Consider the following 16,241-nt stretch of genomic DNA (forward strand, 5'->3'; position numbering starts at 1 on the left):
CAGTTTTCCGTTTTTCTTTCCGGCTCGCGCATCACGCGCGGCGTCCGGCGCGGCCCATCCACTGGTGTACCTGTTCCACCGTGCTGTCCGTCGAGCCCTCGTCGCACTGCAGTACCAGCAGATCACCCGCCACGAGTTGGGCCAGCGCGGCTTCCACCGCCGCGCGGCGCGCGCCTTCGTCGATGATCTTGGTCACGCGGCGGCCTTCGTACAGGCCCTTCTTGAGCAGCGCGCGCGCCTCGGTCTCGGGGAGTTCGCGCTTGACGCTCTGGTCCTCGCACAGGAACACGCGGTCGAACGTGGCGCCAATCACCTTGCCCTGTTCGATCAGGTCCTCGTCACGACGCTGCACGCCCGCGCCGAACACGAGCATCCGGCGCTCGGACGGGAAGCGGTCGAGCGCGGCCGCCAGCGCCTCGAGCGCCGGAGCGTTGTGCGCGTCGTCCACCACCACGGTGGCGCCATGGTGCTCGAACAGCGTGAAGCGGCCCGGAACATCCACCTGGCCGACGTCGAACGTGACGATGCCGGCACGGATCAGGTCGTTCGAAATGCCGAGCGCCCAACCCGTGGCCACGGCGGCCAGCACGTTCTCGATCTGGAATGCCACGCGTCCGGCGTAGGTCAGTGGAATCGCCGACACATCGGTCAGCGCGGTCTCGCTGTTGCCGGTGGCCAGCACCACCTTGCCGTCGCGCACGAACACCGCGCGCTTGCCTGCCGCGCGATGCATGGCGATGGCCGGCAGGTCGGCGGACAGGCCGAAGAAGATGACGTCGCCATCGCACAGCTCGGCCATTTCGACCAGACGCGCGTCAGCGGCGTTGAGCACGGCCACGCCGGTCTTGAGCACCACATCCACCTGCGTGCGCAGCACGTTGTACATGCGGTCTTCATCTTCGACGTAGAAGTCGCCGATGTGGTCGGGCTTGCCGAAGTTCGTGACCACGCCCACCTGGCAGCGGTCATAGGGCAGGCCCTGCGACAGGATCATGCCGCTGTCGTTCTCGAATACGGCGGCTTCCACCGCGCGGTTCATCAGGATGCGATGACCGGCATCCCAGCTCGCGCGGTCGCCCCGGCCGCCTTTCTCCACCTGGCGGCGGTCCAGGAACAGGCCGTCGCTGCAGGCCAGGCCCGTGTGCTTGCCCGACAGTTGCAGCAGTCGTGCCACGAGCTTGGCCACCACAGTCTTGCCGTTGGTGCCCGTAATGCCCACCACGGGGATGCGGCCATCGTCTTCCACGCCGTTCCGGCTCGGGAACAGGTGATCAACGATGGCGCGGCCCACCGGGCGCGGCTCGCCTTCAGCGGGCTTGATATGCATCAGCAGGCCCGGGCCGGCGTTGACTTCGACGATGGCGCCACGTTGTTCGGCCAGCGGGCGCGAGATGTCCTGCGCGACGAGGTCCACGCCGGCGATGTCGAGACCCACCACGCGAGCGGCCAGCGAGGCATGGGCGGCCACGCTCGGATGCACGCGGTCGGTCACGTCGAACGCGACATTGCCGTTGCGCTGGATCAGCACGGTGCGGCCTTCCGGCGGCACGGCGCTGCCGTCGGCATAGCCCTGGCGCTTCAGTTCCAGGCGTGCGGCCGAATCCAGACGCACGCGGTTCAGCGGATGGTCTTCGGTGCTGCCCCGACGTGGGTCGGAGTTGATCTGCAATTCGATCAGCTCGTCGATCGTCGACTTGCCGTCGCCGACCACCGAGGCGGTTTCGCCCATCGCGACGGCGACCACGCGGCCGCCCACCACCAGCAGGCGGTGCTCGTTGCCGGGCACGAAACGCTCGACGATCACGCCACTGCCTTCCTCGATGGCCACGGCATAGGCCGTTTCCACTTCCTCGCGGGTCATCAGGTTCGTGAACACGCCACGGCCGTGGTTGCCGTCGTACGGCTTGACCACCACGGGTACGCCGATGTCCTCGGCGGCATCCCAGGCGTCTTCGGCACTTTCGACCATGCGGCCTTCCGGCACCGGCACACCGCAGGATTCCAGCAGGCTCTTGGTCAGGTCCTTGTCGCGCGAGATCGACTCGCCGATGGCGCTGGTCCGGTCGGTCTCGGCCGTCCAGATGCGACGCTGGCGGGCGCCATAGCCTAGCTGGACGAGGTTGCCGTCCGACAGGCGGACCGACGGAATGTCGCGGTCATCCGCGGCATCGACGATGCAGGCCGTGCTCGGGCCCAGGCAGTGTTCGTCGACCAGGCGGCGCAGGTTGTCCACCGCGGCGGGCACGTCGAAAGGACGGTCCTCGATGGCAGCCATGACCAGGTCGCGGGCCGTGAACAGGGCTGCGCGCGTCACTTCCTCGTGCCAGGCGCGGACGATGACCTTGTACACGCCGCGGATCGGGGTCTCGCGGGCCTTGCCGAAGCCGCCCGGCATCCCGGCCAGGTTCTGCAGCTCAAGCGTGACGTGTTCCAGGATGTGGCCCGGCCAGGTACCTTCCTTCAGGCGCATCAGGAATCCGCCACGCACCCCCGGGCTGCAGCGGTGTTCGATCAGCGTCGGCAGCCAGGCCGACAGGCGCTCATAGAAGCCCGGAATCGTGTTGGAGGGGAAATCCTCCAGTTCGCCGATGTCGACCCATGCCTCCAGCACCGGCCGATATGTCCACATATTCGGGCCGCGCAGCGACATGACATCGAAAATCTCAATGTCCTTCTTTTTCATTGACTTAGCTTGAGGCAGTGGGCTGAATGCCCGAGAAATGGAAGCCTAACCTTTCGTTAACGTTACGGCGCCTTCAGGGTTGACCCTTGGCTGCCCCGATCTGGCCGGAACGTGTTGTGCAGTGCACCAGGCTCCTCCGCTTGTTTGCGTTATGTATACTTGCGGGCAAAATTGCGGGCCGCCATATGGCGCTCCGCTTAAATTGTTTCAAGTTATGTCCGTCGCTGATCCCTTCGGGACCCATTGCGGACGCGCTTTTCATTCGCTTTTCGCTTCTTGTCTGACGCGCCAACAATGACCCAGTCTTCCCCGTCCGTCCCTCCCAGCCCCGGTTTGCAAGGACCCTGGGGCGCCGAAATCGGCGCCGCCCTGCAGCCTGGGGAAAACGTCCTGGCCGGACTGACGCTGGACCTGGACGCAAGGTTGCATTTTACCCAAGGGTGGCTGGTTGTGACGGACCGTCGCCTGATTGCGCGCGCGCCCGGTGAAAAAACCCTCCAGGACTGGGAAATCACGGCCGGCCAGACGCTGGCCCATGGGGACCACGCCGGGGTGGGCACGCTGGAACTGTCGGATGGCCAGCGCCGTCTGGCAAGCTGGCGCTATACGCTTGGTTACAATCCCGACGCATTGAGACTGGCCGACCAGTTCGATACGCGCCGCGACGCCCTGGCAACAGGCCGCGCCCCGGAGCCGGCCGATACCGAGATCTGTGCCACCTGCAAGGCGCCGTTGCCACCGGGCGAGGAACAGTGCCCGCAATGCAGCCGGGAACTGGAGACGCCTCCGTCGACATGGGCGCTCCTGCGCCTGTGGCGCTTCGCGCGGCCCTACCGCTGGGAACTCCTGGGCGGCTTCGTCCTGCTACTGCTGGGTACCGCCGCCACGCTCGTACCGCCGTACCTGACCATGCCGCTGATGGACAAGGTGCTGATTCCCTACCAGAACGGTGTGCCAATCGATATCGGCCTTGTCAAACTCTACCTGGCCGGCCTGCTGGGCGCCGCCCTGGTTGCCTGGGTGCTGGGCTGGGCACGTACCTACCTGCTGGCCAGGGTGTCGGAGCGGATCAGCGCCGACCTGCGCACCACCACCTACGAGCATCTGCTCAAGCTGTCGCTCGAGTATTTCGGCGGCAAGCGCACCGGCGACCTGATGGCGCGCATCGGCTCGGAGAGCGACCGCATCAGCGTGTTCCTGTCCTTGCACCTGTTGGACTTCGCCACCGACGTGCTGATGATCGCAATGACGTCGATCATCCTCGTGTCGATCAATCCGTGGCTGGCGCTGGTCACGCTGGTGCCGCTGCCGTTCATCGCGTGGATGATCCATCTGGTGCGCGACCGCCTGCGCCATGGCTTCGAGAAGATCGACCGGATCTGGTCGGAGATCACCAACGTGCTGGCCGATACGATCCCGGGTATCCGGGTAGTGAAGGCCTTCGCGCAGGAAAAGCGCGAAGTGACGCGCTTTCGCGAGGCGAACAAGCACAACCTGGCCATCAATGATCGGGTCAACGCGGTGTGGTCGCTGTTCACGCCGACGGTCACGTTCCTGACCGAGGTGGGCCTGCTGGTGGTCTGGATTTTCGGCATCTGGCAGGTCAGCCACGATGCGATCACCGTGGGTGTGCTGGTGGCGTTCCTGACCTATATCAGCCGCTTCTACACGCGCCTGGATTCGATGAGCCGCATCGTCTCGGTGACGCAGAAGGCTGCCGCCGGCGCCAAGCGGATCTTCGATATTCTCGATCACGTGTCGAGCGTGCCGGAGCCGCAGAAGCCGGTGCACATCGACAATGTCCAGGGCGCCATCGAATTGCGCGACCTCGGGTTCCGCTACGGGAACCGCGCCGTGATCCGCGGGTTGAACCTGTCGATCCAGCCGGGTGAGATGATCGGCCTGGTGGGGCATAGCGGCTCGGGCAAGAGCACGCTGGTCAACCTGATCTGCCGTTTCTATGACGTGTCCGAAGGTGCGATTCGCGTGGACGGTGTCGATATCCGCTCGTTGCCGGTTTCGGAGTTCCGCCGCCATATCGGCCTGGTTTTGCAGGAGCCATTCCTGTTCTTCGGCACGATCGCCGACAATATCGCCTACGGCAAGCCCGACGCGACCCGAGAGGAAATCATCGCGGCCGCCCGTGCCGCCCACGCACACGAGTTCATTCTGAGGCTGCCGCACGGCTACGATTCGCTCGTGGGCGAACGTGGTCAGGCGTTGTCCGGCGGCGAGCGCCAGCGCATCTCGATCGCCCGCGCGCTGCTGATCAATCCGCGCATCCTGATTCTGGACGAAGCCACCTCGTCGGTGGATACCACGACGGAGAAGGAAATCCAGAAGGCGCTGGACAATCTCGTGCAGGGCCGTACCACGATCGCCATCGCGCACCGCCTCTCCACGCTGCGCAAGGCCGACCGTCTGGTGGTGATGGATCGTGGCCAGATCGTCGAAGTGGGGAATCACGACGAACTGATGGCGTGTGAAGGCGCGTACTACAAGCTGTACCAGGCACAGGCGCGCAACGTGGATACCGACGCCGATGCGATCAGCGACGGCGAAGTCGCGGAAGCGAAGGAGGCCGTCGGTGCGCAGTAATCAAACTTCCGAACAGACTCACGAACAAGCGGCCATGCAGACGCCTGACTTCAATCTGACCCGCAACAGCTTCGGCAAGCTGGTGCTGACGCTGGCCGATGGCGTGTCGCACGAAGGGGTGGTGCCGGTGCGAGCCTTCCCGATCTCCGCGCCCGACGGCGGCGTGGGCATGATGAGCACGGATGGCCGGGAACTGGCCTGGATTCCGAGCCTCGACGGCCTGCCGGCGCCGACCCGCGAACTGATCGAGTCGGAACTGGCCGGGCGCGAGTTCATGCCAGAAATCCGGAAGATCGTGGGCGTCTCGACGTATGCCACGCCGAGCGTGTGGACCGTGCAGACCGATCGTGGTCAGACTGATCTGGTGCTGCGTGGCGAGGAGGATATCCGTCGGCTCGTTGGCAATACGCTGCTGATCTCGGACAGCCACGGCATCCACTATCTGATTCGAGACCTGATGGCGCTCGACAAGCCCAGCCGCAAGATCCTGGATCGGTTCCTCTGACGCTGCCGAGGCCATCGCCCGGCGCAGCGTGAAAAACGGCACGCAATGGCGTGCCGTTTTCGTTTCCTCATCTGACCGTCGCGCAGTCGCGAAGCGACTCAGTGCAGCAACGTCGATACCTGGTCGTCCTCGTCATCCCAGTCTTCGAGTTCGATCGGCGAGTCCGGCGCCATGTCCCACACCATCGAGTGAAAACGAGGGGTGAACCACTGGCGGAACATCTCCAGCGAGATCTGCTGGGGCCATAGCGAGTCGTCAAACCATTCCCCGAGCATGAATTCGAAGAACGTACGCCAGCGCTTCTCCACCCAGCGCAGCGCGTTCTCAGGTGTATCTGCCACCTCGGGCAACAGGAACACGCTGGCGTCGTCGCGGATGGCCTCGAGCGTCAGCGTGGGCACAGGTTCGGGATCCACCGCCTTGACCCAGTCAAGGAAGGGCTGCTCCGGCACAAGCAGGCAGACGGAGCGGTTGACGGTGAAGCGGGGGTGGTCGGACATGGAGGCGATGCGGGGAAGGGAAGACTGCGATGGACTATTGTAGCGTCCCCTGTCCTGACGGCAGGCAGGGTGCCCGATGATTTATGGAAATTACGATTTCCTTGGTGTTGGCGGACAGATCAAAGCCAGACGTATCCTGGCTATCGCTTTGGAGTCGACAAGGACGCACCCAGCGCAAGCGGCCCTTCTGGTGGCAATGACAGTTCCAATGGTGGATCGACAGGGCAGCCCGATCGCGGCAGCCATGACACCTGGCGCGAGGGCCCCACGTATGAACCACGTATGAAATTGGTCAGACTGTCACCTATCAGGGCACGCGCTGCGTCTGCCTCCAAAGCCTTACGACGTGGTGCAGTGCTGGATGGGTCCCAGCGGTAGCGCCGGCCTTGTGGCGTGTGGTTCGCTAAGTGTTGTTTTTTCGCTGGATCTTGCGTGAATCGGTTCCGATTTTTTAAGTTTTCTGCGAAGAATGCCGTCATCGTTCAGATACGGGGACTGGAGTCGTTTGATGAGTTTTACTTTTCTCCCGCCGGGTGACGCCTTCATGCCGACCATGACAGAGCGTTTCGCCGAAGCGGAAAAAATTGAAGATCGCACAGCGCGTTGGACTGCCCAGGCAGAGATCGCGCTGAACACTGGCGACATGTACCTGGTCGGTCTCGTGCTGTTCAAAGCCATCCAGGAGTTCGGCCCCGAGGCGTTTGCCGCGCACTCGGGCGAACCCCTGGCGCGGCTGCAGCGGCTATGGATGCCTGGTGTGCTCACCTCGCCTGATCAGGCGGAGCGGCTGTATACGCACCTCGGCGTGACGGTCGGCATCGAACCGTTTCATGCGGCGCGGCTGGCTGGCATGCCTCTGGATGGCGCGTCGATGCACTGACGACGGGCGCGCCACATCGGCGCGCGATGAATCGTGCAGGCATAAAAAAACCCAACCGGTGACGGTTGGGTTTCATGTTTGGTGGAGCCGGCGGGAATCGAACCCGCGTCCGCAAGCCCTCCACAGAGAGTTCTACATACTTAGTTCTGTCATTTGATTTAACCGGCGCATCGCGGACGAACACGCTCTACGACGGCGAGTCACTAGGTTTTCGTCCTCGGGCCCGTGACACTCCCGAAGCTTATCTGACGTAAATGACCTCGCTGGTTCTTGCGAACCCTAGCCCGTCAGCGAGCCAGTGCGAGGACGGCGGCCCTTAGGCTGCCAGTGCGTAACGTTCGTCGTTAGCAGTTATTGCATTCCCATTGATTAACGAGGTGACGGGTCCTCGGTATGCCCTCCACTGCTTTGTAACCCACGTCGAAACCAGGTCGGCCCCTATGTGCGTCAAAACGCGAAAGAATGTCGATTGTACCTGCTTTCGACGCACTCCGCGTGGTTCTGTTCCTTGGTCAGGAGAATAGCGGTAGCAGTTCCGCCGGATGGCGGATCAGGTAGTCGGCGCCCCAGGTTTCCGGAGGTTCAGCTTCGCCGCAGTAGCCGTATGCCGCTGCGACCGTGGTCATGCCGGCGGCCTGGCCAGCCTGAATGTCGCGCAGGTCGTCGCCGACGTATATGCACCGGCCGGGCGCCACGCCGCTCAATTCCGCAGCTCGTAGCAGCGGTGCGGGGTGGGGCTTGGCGTAAGGGGTGGTGTCACCGCTGACCACGGCCGAGGCGCGTGGCGTCAGGCCGATCGCATTGACCAGCGGCACGGTAAAGCGGGCAATCTTGTTGGTCACAATGCCCCAGCGAATTCCCGAGGACTCCAGTTGCGCCAGCACCTGGTCCATCCCCTCGAACAGGCGCGTATGGACGGCGATATCGGCCTCGTAGTAGTCGAGGAACGCGTCGCGCAAGGCCGGGAACTCGGGATCCTCCGGGCGCTTGCCGAACGCCACGCCGAGCAGGCCGCGCGCGCCGTGCGAAGCTACCGGACGGAGCCGTTCGTACGCGACCGGCAACATGCCATGTTCGATGACCAGCCGGTTCGCGGCAGCGGCGAGGTCAGGGGCGGTATCGGCAAGAGTGCCGTCAAGATCGAAGAAAACTGCGTCGAACGTCATCATGGTTCAAGGCTTGCGGAAAGCCATCATGTAATTGACGTCGGTGTCGCGGCCAAGCGAGTAGATCTGCGTCAACGGGTTATAGGTCATGCCGCGCATCTCGATCATATCCAGTCCGACATTTCGCGCGAAGCGGGCGAGTTCGGATGGCGTGATGAATTTCTTGTAGTCGTGCGTGCCGCGCGGCAGCATGTTCAATACGTACTCGGCGCCGACGACGGCAAGCAGGTACGCCTTGAGGTTGCGGTTGATGGTCGAGAAGAAGACGTAGCCGCCCGGCTTTGCGAGCGTCATGCATGCGCGCACGATCGACTGGGGGTCGGGCACATGCTCCAGCATTTCCATGCACGTCACCACGTCGACGCTGGCCGGCGCGCGGGCCGCCAGGTCCTCGACGGCGATCTCCTCGTAGGTCACCGCCACGCCCGATTCCAGGCTGTGCAGGTCGGCGACCTTGAGCGCCTTCGTAGACAGGTCGATGCCACGCACGGTAGCGCCCGCGCGGGCCATGCTTTCGGAAAGGATGCCGCCTCCGCAGCCGACGTCGATGACCTGCTTGCCCGACAGGTGGGCAATGTCGTCGATCCAGCCCAGGCGCAGCGGGTTGAGGTCATGCAGCGGCTTGAACTCGCTGTTGGGGTCCCACCAGCGGTGGGCCAGCTCGCTGAACTTGTCGATCTCCTTCGGATCGGCGTTGCGGCTGCTTGGCGTATCGGGAGTGGAGTGCAGGGTGGTCGATTGCGACATCATGGGTGCCGGCGAGCGGCAAATCAGGTGAGAAGTCTGCGGCAACTTTACCAAAAAAAAAGCCCAGCTTGCGCTGGGCTTTTCTTCATCGGAGAGGATCCGATTAACGTGCGCTGCGGGTGCCGACCACTTCGACTTCCACGCGACGGTTCGGCTGCTGGCAGGCGATCTGAGCAGTGCGGTTGCCCTTGCACGACTTCGGATCAACCTTCAGCTGACGCTTGCCCTTGCCTTCGGTGTACACGCGGTTGGCTTCAACGCCCTTGCTCACCAGGTAGGCCTTGACCGACTCAGCACGACGGATCGACAGGCGATCGTTGTACTTGTCCGAACCGAACGAATCGGTGTGACCAACAGCGATGATCACTTCCAGGGTGATGCCTTGCAGCTTCGAAACCAGGTCGTCCAGCTTGGCCTTGCCTTCGGGCTTCAGAACAGCCTTGTCGAAGTCGAACAGGGTGTCAGCAGCGAAAGTGACCTTCTCGCTCGACACAACCGGCGGTGCCACCGGGGTCGGGGCCGGAGCCGCAGCAGCCGGAGCCAGCGCGCCATCGCACTGTGCATTGGCCGTTGCCGGGGTCCAGGAGCTGTCGCGCCAGCAGAGCTCGTTCGTGCCATTCTTCCACACGTACTCGCTCGTACCGTTGCCCCAGTTGTCGTTCACTGCCTTCTTTTCATAGGGGACGGACTGGGCTTGAGCGGATGCAGCCATTACTGCGGTAGCTGCAACGAGCGCGAGCTTGGCAAATTTTTTCATATTTCTCCTCTCAGGATGAGATCACCGCAGGGTTACTGCGAGCAAATGGACGAAAACAAGTCATACATTCTTCGGAGTATAACATTCTCGACGTGGAGCATGATCCACTTCGAACAACGTCTGGCTCTTCGCTGGGGAATTGTGCCACAAGGCTCGTTTCCTAAGAAGTAAATATATTCGATTCAACCAAGCGGTTTTGGGCCTGTGGTGTTTGTGCAACATCCGCCTTGCGGCGCCCGCAAAGCCTTGTCCCATATGGGGTTGCCGGGTGAGGGGGTGGTCGCTGAAAGCGCCGTCGAGGGGCGGGAGCGAGGGGTTCCCGCAGGGTCGGGAAGGGGGGTGCGTGCATGATAGAATGCCATGTTCGCCCGATGCCGTATGCCGGTCTCCGTCATGCGGGAATCGGAGTCCCATTTGCCTAAACCCGCCGCATAAACCACGTCGCAATGGATCAATTCGCCAAAGAAACCCTTCCGGTCTCGCTGGAAGAGGAAATGCGCCGCTCATACCTGGATTACGCAATGAGCGTAATCGTGGGGCGCGCGCTTCCCGACGTTCGGGACGGCCTGAAACCGGTACACCGGCGCGTGCTCTTTGCGATGCATGAGCTCAACAACGACTGGAACCGGCCGTACAAGAAGTCGGCCCGTATCGTCGGCGATGTGATTGGTAAATATCACCCGCACGGCGATACCGCGGTGTACGACACGATAGTGCGTATGGCGCAGAATTTCTCCCTGCGCTACATGCTGGTCGACGGTCAGGGCAACTTCGGTTCGGTGGATGGAGATAACGCGGCGGCAATGCGTTATACCGAAATCCGCCTGTCGAAGATTGCCCATGAAATGCTTCAGGATATTGACAAGGAAACTGTCGATTTCGAACCGAACTATGACGGTTCGGAGAAAGAGCCTGGCATTTTGCCGGCACGTATTCCGAATCTTCTGATCAATGGTTCGTCGGGTATTGCGGTCGGCATGGCCACCAATATTCCGCCGCATAACCTCAATGAGGTTGTCGATGCCTGTCTGCATCTGCTGCGTAATCCCGATGCCACCGTCGATGAACTGATCGAATTGGTGCCGGCGCCCGATTTTCCGACCGCCGGCATTATCTATGGCATCCAGGGTGTGCGCGAAGGCTACCGCACCGGCCGCGGCCGTGTGGTCATGCGCGCCCGCACGCACTTCGAGGACATCGACCGGGGCCAGCGCCAGGCGATCATCGTCGACGAGCTGCCGTACCAGGTGAACAAGCGGACACTGCTCGAGCGCATTGCCGAGCTGGTGACCGAGAAGAAGGTCGAAGGCATTTCGGACATCCGCGACGAATCTGACAAGTCAGGTATGCGTGTGGTGATCGAACTCAAGCGCAATGAGGTGCCCGAGGTCGTTCTGAACAACCTATATAAGAACACCCAGCTCCAGGACACCTTCGGCATGAACATGGTGGCCCTGGTCGATGGCCAGCCGCGCCTGCTGAACCTGCGCCAGATGCTGGATGCGTTCCTGTCGCACCGGCGCGAGGTGGTCACCCGCCGCACCGTGTTCGAACTGCGCAAGGCGCGCGAGCGCGGTCATGTGCTGGAAGGCCTGGCCGTGGCGCTGGCCAACATCGACGAGTTCATCGCGATCATCAAGGCTGCGCCGACGCCGCCGATCGCGAAGCAGGAGCTGATGTCGAAGCCCTGGGATTCGGGTCTGGTGCGCGAAATGCTGGCACGTGCCGAAAGCGACACTGCGGGCGGCCGCGCATCGTACCGCCCGGACGGTCTGCCGGCGGTGTTCGGCATGCAGCCGGATGGCCTGTATCGCCTGTCCGACGGTCAGGCTCAGGAAATCCTGCAAATGCGCCTGCAACGCCTCACGGGGCTCGAGCAGGACAAGATTGTCCAGGAGTACCGCGAGGTCATGGGCCTGATCGCCGATCTGCTCGACATCCTGGCCCGCCCGGAGCGCATCGCGACGATCATCACCGACGAGCTTGGAGCGATCCGGGCGGAATTCGGTGACGAGCGCCGTTCGCAGATCGAGCTGAACGCGACTGAACTCGATACCGAGGACCTGATCACGCCGCAGGACATGGTCGTGACGCTGTCGCATTCCGGCTATATGAAGAGCCAGCCGATTTCCGAGTACCGCGCGCAGAAGCGTGGTGGGCGCGGCAAGCTGGCGACGGCGACGAAGGAAGACGACTGGATCGACACGCTGTTCGTCGCAAACACGCACGACTACATTCTGTGCTTCTCGAACCGGGGCCGGCTGTACTGGCTGAAGGTCTATGAGGTGCCGCAGGGCTCGCGCAATTCGCGTGGACGGCCGATCGTGAACATGTTCCCGCTGGCCGACGGCGAGAAGATCAACGTCATCCTGCCGGTGCGCCAGTTCGATGCCGAGCACTTCATCTTCATGGCCACGGCGCGTGGCACGGTGAAGAAGACCGTGCTGACTGATTTCTCGAATCCGCGCAAGGCGGGCATCATCGCCGTGGATCTCGACGAGGGCGACTTCCTGATCGGTGCCGCCGTGACCGACGGTCAGCACGACGTGATGCTGTTCTCCGACGCCGGCAAGGCCGTGCGATTCGATGAGAACGACGTGCGTCCGATGGGCCGGCAGGCGCGTGGTGTCCGCGGCATGAACCTCGATGAAGGTCAGGCCGTGATCGCCATGCTGGTTGCGCCGGCCGAATCCGCGGAAACGGAATCGTCGGTGGCAGAGGGAGACATGTCTCCGGTGGGCAGTGTCCTGACTGCAACCGAGAATGGTTACGGCAAGCGCACTCCGATCTCCGAATACACTCGACACGGACGTGGCACCAAGGGCATGATTGCGATCCAGACGAGCGAGCGCAATGGCCGCGTGGTGGCTGCGGCGCTGGTTTCGCCCGAAGATGAAATCATGCTGATCACGACCGGCGGCGTGCTGATTCGCACCCGCGTGGCCGAAATCCGCGAGATGGGTCGTGCTACGCAGGGTGTGACGTTGATCAACGTCGACGAGGGCACCAAGCTGTCGGGTCTGCAGCGCATCGTGGAAAGCGACGCGGACAACGGCTCGGGGGCAGAGGAGGGCGAAGCGGCTGATGATGCCGCGGGCGCCACCGATGCCGGAGCCACTGACGCGGATGCGAATTCGTAATTTGTTGCAACATTGGAACCACGGTCGGAACTCGCCAGACGGCCGTGCGGACTAATCCGGACTTATTTTCCAGGGAGTCATAATGCTCAAAACCTATCGACGTATCGCTATTCTGGCTGCAGTTGCTCCGATGATGATGCTGGCGCAAGCCGCGCATGCACAGGCGGACGACAAGGATAAGACCGCGGCCATCAAGGAACTGCTGACCGTCATGCAGGCCGATCAGGCTGTCAAGGGTCAGGCCGACAACTGGCAGCAGGGCGCGAAGCAGGAAGCGCCGCTGGTGCTGGAGCAGGTGCTGGTTGAGAACAAGACGCTGAACGACAAACAGAAGCAAGCTGCTGTCGAGAAGCTCAAGAAGAACGGCGCTGTACAGCGCATGGTCGATGGCGCCGGCACGGCCTTCTCGACCGATGCGTTCAAGCAGGACGCCCTCAAGGCTCACTACGACGCCTTCGGCAAGTACTACTCCACGCAGGAAATCAAGGACCTGACCACGTTCCTGAAGTCGCCGACCGGCCAGAAGTTCATGGCCAACCAGGGCAAGGCCACTCAGGAAATCTGGGGTTCGATGATGCAGAAGTACGGCCCGCAGGTTGGCAAGTCGATGCGTGACGCCGCCGAGAAGGAAATCGCCGCCGCTGCGAAGTGATCGGCAAGTGATCCGCAGGTGATCGGTGGCTGGCCTGTGGGGCATTCTCCCGGGCTGGTCTGCCGCTCACGCCGCCCCTGGCCGGCACCCATGGTGTCCAAGGGGCGTGGGTTTGAGGGATAATGGCTGCTTGGTTCAAACCGGCAGCCATTTTTCCATCTTCCCTCCATGAACGATCCCCAGAATCCCGCCCTCGTCGGCCTGCAACGTTCCCTGGCCGAGCGCGTGTTCAATTTCTCGCCTGGTCCGGCCGCCCTGCCGACTGAAGTCCTGCATCAGGCCGCCGAGGAAATGCTGTCGTGGCGCGGCACGGGTGTATCTGTGATGGAGATGAGCCACCGCAGCCGTGAGTTCGAAGGAATTCACAACGAGGCGCTGGCTGACCTGCGCGAACTGCTGCAGGTGCCCAAGAATTTCCGCATCCTGTTCCTGCAAGGCGGTGCGATCGGCGAGAACGGCATCGTGCCGTTGAATCTTGCCAGTCGCATCAACGCAGCAAAGCCGAAGACCGATTTCGTCGTGACCGGCACGTGGTCCGTCAAGACCGAGCAGGAAGCGCGTCGCTACAGCGAAGTCAACATCGTGGCTTCGAGCCAGGACCAGAAGTGGCACAAGATCCCGGATGTGGCATCGTGGAAGCTGTCGGACGACGCCGCGTACGTGCACCTGTGCACCAATGAGACGATCGTTGGCACGGAGTTCCAGGAGATCCCCGACATTGGCCAGACCGGCACGCACGACAAGGGCCGCATCGTCGTGGCCGATGCGTCGAGCCACATCCTTTCGCGCCCGATCGACTGGTCGCGCGTGCAGGTGGTCTATGGCGGCGCCCAGAAGAACATCGGCCCGGCCGGTGTGACGATCGTCATCGTGCGCGAAGACCTGATCGGTTTCGCGCATCCGCTGTGCCCGTCGGCGTTCAACTGGCGCCTCGTGGCCGAATATGATTCGATGTACAACACGCCGCCCACCTATGCGATCTACATCGCCGGGCTCGTGTTCAAGTGGCTCAAGGCTCAGGGAGGTGTGCCCGCGATCGAGCAGCGCAATATCGCCAAGGCGCGCGCGCTTTACGACTTCCTGGACCAGAGCGACTTCTACCGCAACGAAATCGACCCCAGCTGCCGCTCGCGCATGAACGTACCGTTCTTCCTGCGCGACGAATCGCGCAACGAAGCGTTCCTGACCCAGGCGCGCGCGAACGGCCTGGTACAGCTCAAGGGCCACAAGTCCGTGGGCGGAATGCGTGCAAGCATCTACAACGCGATGCCGCTCGAGGGTGTTACCGCGCTGATCGAGTTCATGCGCGAATTCGAGCGTACCGCCGCCTGACGGCGGTCAAAGCGTCGCGCCGCGCACAGCCATGCGCGCGGCGTGGCTTCGCCCCAGACTTTCCGAGGCCGCCTTTTCGCGCGGCCCGCCAGGCCTTGATATGACAGAGCAAGACAAGTCCCCCGCCGCCGATGCCCCCGCACAGGAAGCCGGGCGCCAGGACGCTCCTGGACCCAGCGCGCAGGAGCAGGCGTTGTCGGCCGATCTGGCGCCACTGCGCACCCAGATCGACACCGTCGACCGTGAACTGCTGGCGCTGCTCAATCGTCGCGCCCAGCTCGCCCTCGACGTGGGCGAGGTCAAGAAGAAGTACGGCGCCCCGGTATTCCGTCCCGAACGCGAGTTGCAGGTGATCCGCAAGGTGCAGGGCGCCAACCCCGGACCGCTGCTCGACGAAAGCGTGGCATCGATCTGGCGCGAGGTGATGTCCGCGTGCCGCGGCCTGGAAAAGCCGCTTGAGATCGCCTTCCTGGGCCCGGCCGGAACGTTTTCCGAGCAGGCGCTCTACGCGCACTTCGGCCACGAGGTGACGGGCGTGCCGTGCCCCAGCATTGACGAGGTGTTCCGCGCCGTGGAGGCCGGTACCGTCGAGTACGGCGTGGTGCCGGTAGAGAACTCGACCGAGGGCGCGGTGTCGCGCACGCTCGATCTGTTCCTGCAGACGTCGCTCAAGATCAGTGGCGAGATCGCGCTGAAGGTCCACCACAACCTTATGGCATCCACGCCGGACATGAAGGGTGTGACCGTCGTGCGTGCTCATGCGCAGGCGCTCGCGCAGTGCCAGAACTGGCTGTCCGCGAACTATCCGCATCTGGAGCGCCAGGCTGTGTCCAGCAATGCCGAGGCCGCGCGCATGGCCAGTGAGGACCCTACCGTTGCGGCGATTGCCGGTGAATCGGCGGCCAATCGCTATCACCTGCACATTATCCGTTCGCACATCCAGGACGATCCGCACAATCGCACCCGTTTCGCAGTGATCGGCCGCTATGAGACCGAGCCTTCTGGCAGCGATCAGACCTCGTTGATCCTGTCGGTGCCGAACAAGGCGGGCGCCGTGTATCAACTGCTGGCGCCACTGGCCGAGAATGGCGTGTCGATGTGCCGGTTTGAGTCGCGCCCGGCGCGCAGCGGCGCGTGGGAGTACTACTTCTACGTGGATGTGGAAGGCCATCAGCACGAACCGGCCGTGACGCGGGCGATCGAGACGCTGCGTCGCAATGCCGCGTACCTGAAGGTGCTGGGCTCGTACCCATCCAGCAAATAACGGCAGCGAGGAGACAG

General features: G+C 62.9%; 12 protein-coding genes and 1 other RNA gene. 7 read left to right on the plus strand and 6 right to left on the minus strand.

The genetic code is table 11. The features are described 5' to 3' along the window. Positions 1–31: 31 nt before the first annotated feature. On the minus strand, positions 32–2,683 hold the full coding sequence (gene cphA, locus D769_RS07385; protein WP_008643637.1) for a cyanophycin synthetase: 2,652 nt from the start codon (positions 2,681–2,683) through the stop codon (positions 32–34). Between the two features lie 294 nt (positions 2,684–2,977). Here cphA and D769_RS07390 point away from each other — a divergent pair, with 294 nt between their 5' ends. Further along, positions 2,978–5,281, plus strand: coding sequence for an ABC transporter ATP-binding protein (locus D769_RS07390; RefSeq protein ID WP_040010927.1), 2,304 nt, complete (start codon positions 2,978–2,980; stop codon positions 5,279–5,281). Between the two features lie 34 nt (positions 5,282–5,315). Beyond that, on the plus strand, positions 5,316–5,786 hold the full coding sequence (locus D769_RS07395) for a DUF1854 domain-containing protein (protein WP_008643642.1): 471 nt from the start codon (positions 5,316–5,318) through the stop codon (positions 5,784–5,786). A gap of 98 nt (positions 5,787–5,884) precedes the next feature. Here D769_RS07395 and D769_RS07400 read toward each other — a convergent pair whose 3' ends face one another. Further along, positions 5,885–6,286 carry a hypothetical protein gene (locus D769_RS07400; protein WP_008643644.1) on the minus strand — a complete coding sequence of 134 codons (402 nt, stop codon included), beginning with the start codon at positions 6,284–6,286 and terminating at the stop codon, positions 5,885–5,887. A gap of 508 nt (positions 6,287–6,794) precedes the next feature. Here D769_RS07400 and D769_RS07405 point away from each other — a divergent pair. Beyond that, positions 6,795–7,166, plus strand: a complete 372-nt coding sequence (locus tag D769_RS07405) for a hypothetical protein (RefSeq protein ID WP_008643645.1) — start codon at positions 6,795–6,797, stop codon at positions 7,164–7,166. 79 nt (positions 7,167–7,245) lie between these two features. Here D769_RS07405 and ssrA read toward each other — a convergent pair. The 4 genes from ssrA to ompA all read right to left on the minus strand — a co-directional run bounded on the left by ssrA (position 7,246) and on the right by ompA (position 9,836). Further along, positions 7,246–7,605: a transfer-messenger RNA gene (ssrA, locus tag D769_RS30910) on the minus strand. A gap of 73 nt (positions 7,606–7,678) precedes the next feature. Next, positions 7,679–8,335 (minus strand): phosphoglycolate phosphatase, encoded by a 657-nt coding sequence (gph, locus tag D769_RS07410; protein ID WP_008643646.1) that lies wholly within the window; start codon positions 8,333–8,335, stop codon positions 7,679–7,681. 3 nt (positions 8,336–8,338) lie between these two features. After that, on the minus strand, positions 8,339–9,082 hold the full coding sequence (gene ubiG / locus D769_RS07415; RefSeq protein WP_008643647.1) for a bifunctional 2-polyprenyl-6-hydroxyphenol methylase/3-demethylubiquinol 3-O-methyltransferase UbiG: 744 nt from the start codon (positions 9,080–9,082) through the stop codon (positions 8,339–8,341). Positions 9,083–9,182: 100 nt separating this feature from the next. Continuing rightward, a complete protein-coding gene (gene ompA, locus D769_RS07420) occupies positions 9,183–9,836 on the minus strand; it encodes an outer membrane protein OmpA (protein WP_008643648.1) in 654 nt (217 codons plus the stop codon). Between the two features lie 446 nt (positions 9,837–10,282). Between ompA and gyrA the strand changes: the two genes are divergently transcribed. From gyrA to pheA, 4 genes are all read left to right on the plus strand, one after another. Continuing rightward, positions 10,283–12,976: a DNA gyrase subunit A gene (gene gyrA, locus D769_RS07425; RefSeq protein ID WP_008643649.1), complete on the plus strand. Its 2,694-nt coding sequence runs from the start codon at positions 10,283–10,285 to the stop codon at positions 12,974–12,976. Between the two features lie 82 nt (positions 12,977–13,058). Further along, positions 13,059–13,628: a DUF2059 domain-containing protein gene (locus D769_RS07430; RefSeq protein ID WP_008643650.1), complete on the plus strand. Its 570-nt coding sequence runs from the start codon at positions 13,059–13,061 to the stop codon at positions 13,626–13,628. A 168-nt stretch (positions 13,629–13,796) separates the two neighbouring features. Further along, positions 13,797–14,960 carry a 3-phosphoserine/phosphohydroxythreonine transaminase gene (serC, locus tag D769_RS07435; protein WP_008643651.1) on the plus strand — a complete coding sequence of 388 codons (1,164 nt, stop codon included), beginning with the start codon at positions 13,797–13,799 and terminating at the stop codon, positions 14,958–14,960. Positions 14,961–15,060: 100 nt separating this feature from the next. Then, on the plus strand, positions 15,061–16,224 hold the full coding sequence (gene pheA / locus D769_RS07440; protein ID WP_040010928.1) for a prephenate dehydratase: 1,164 nt from the start codon (positions 15,061–15,063) through the stop codon (positions 16,222–16,224). Positions 16,225–16,241 lie beyond the last annotated feature (17 nt).

Source organism: Cupriavidus sp. HMR-1 (genome assembly GCF_000319775.1).
In the GTDB taxonomy this organism is placed as follows: Bacteria; Pseudomonadota; Gammaproteobacteria; order Burkholderiales; family Burkholderiaceae; genus Cupriavidus; species Cupriavidus metallidurans.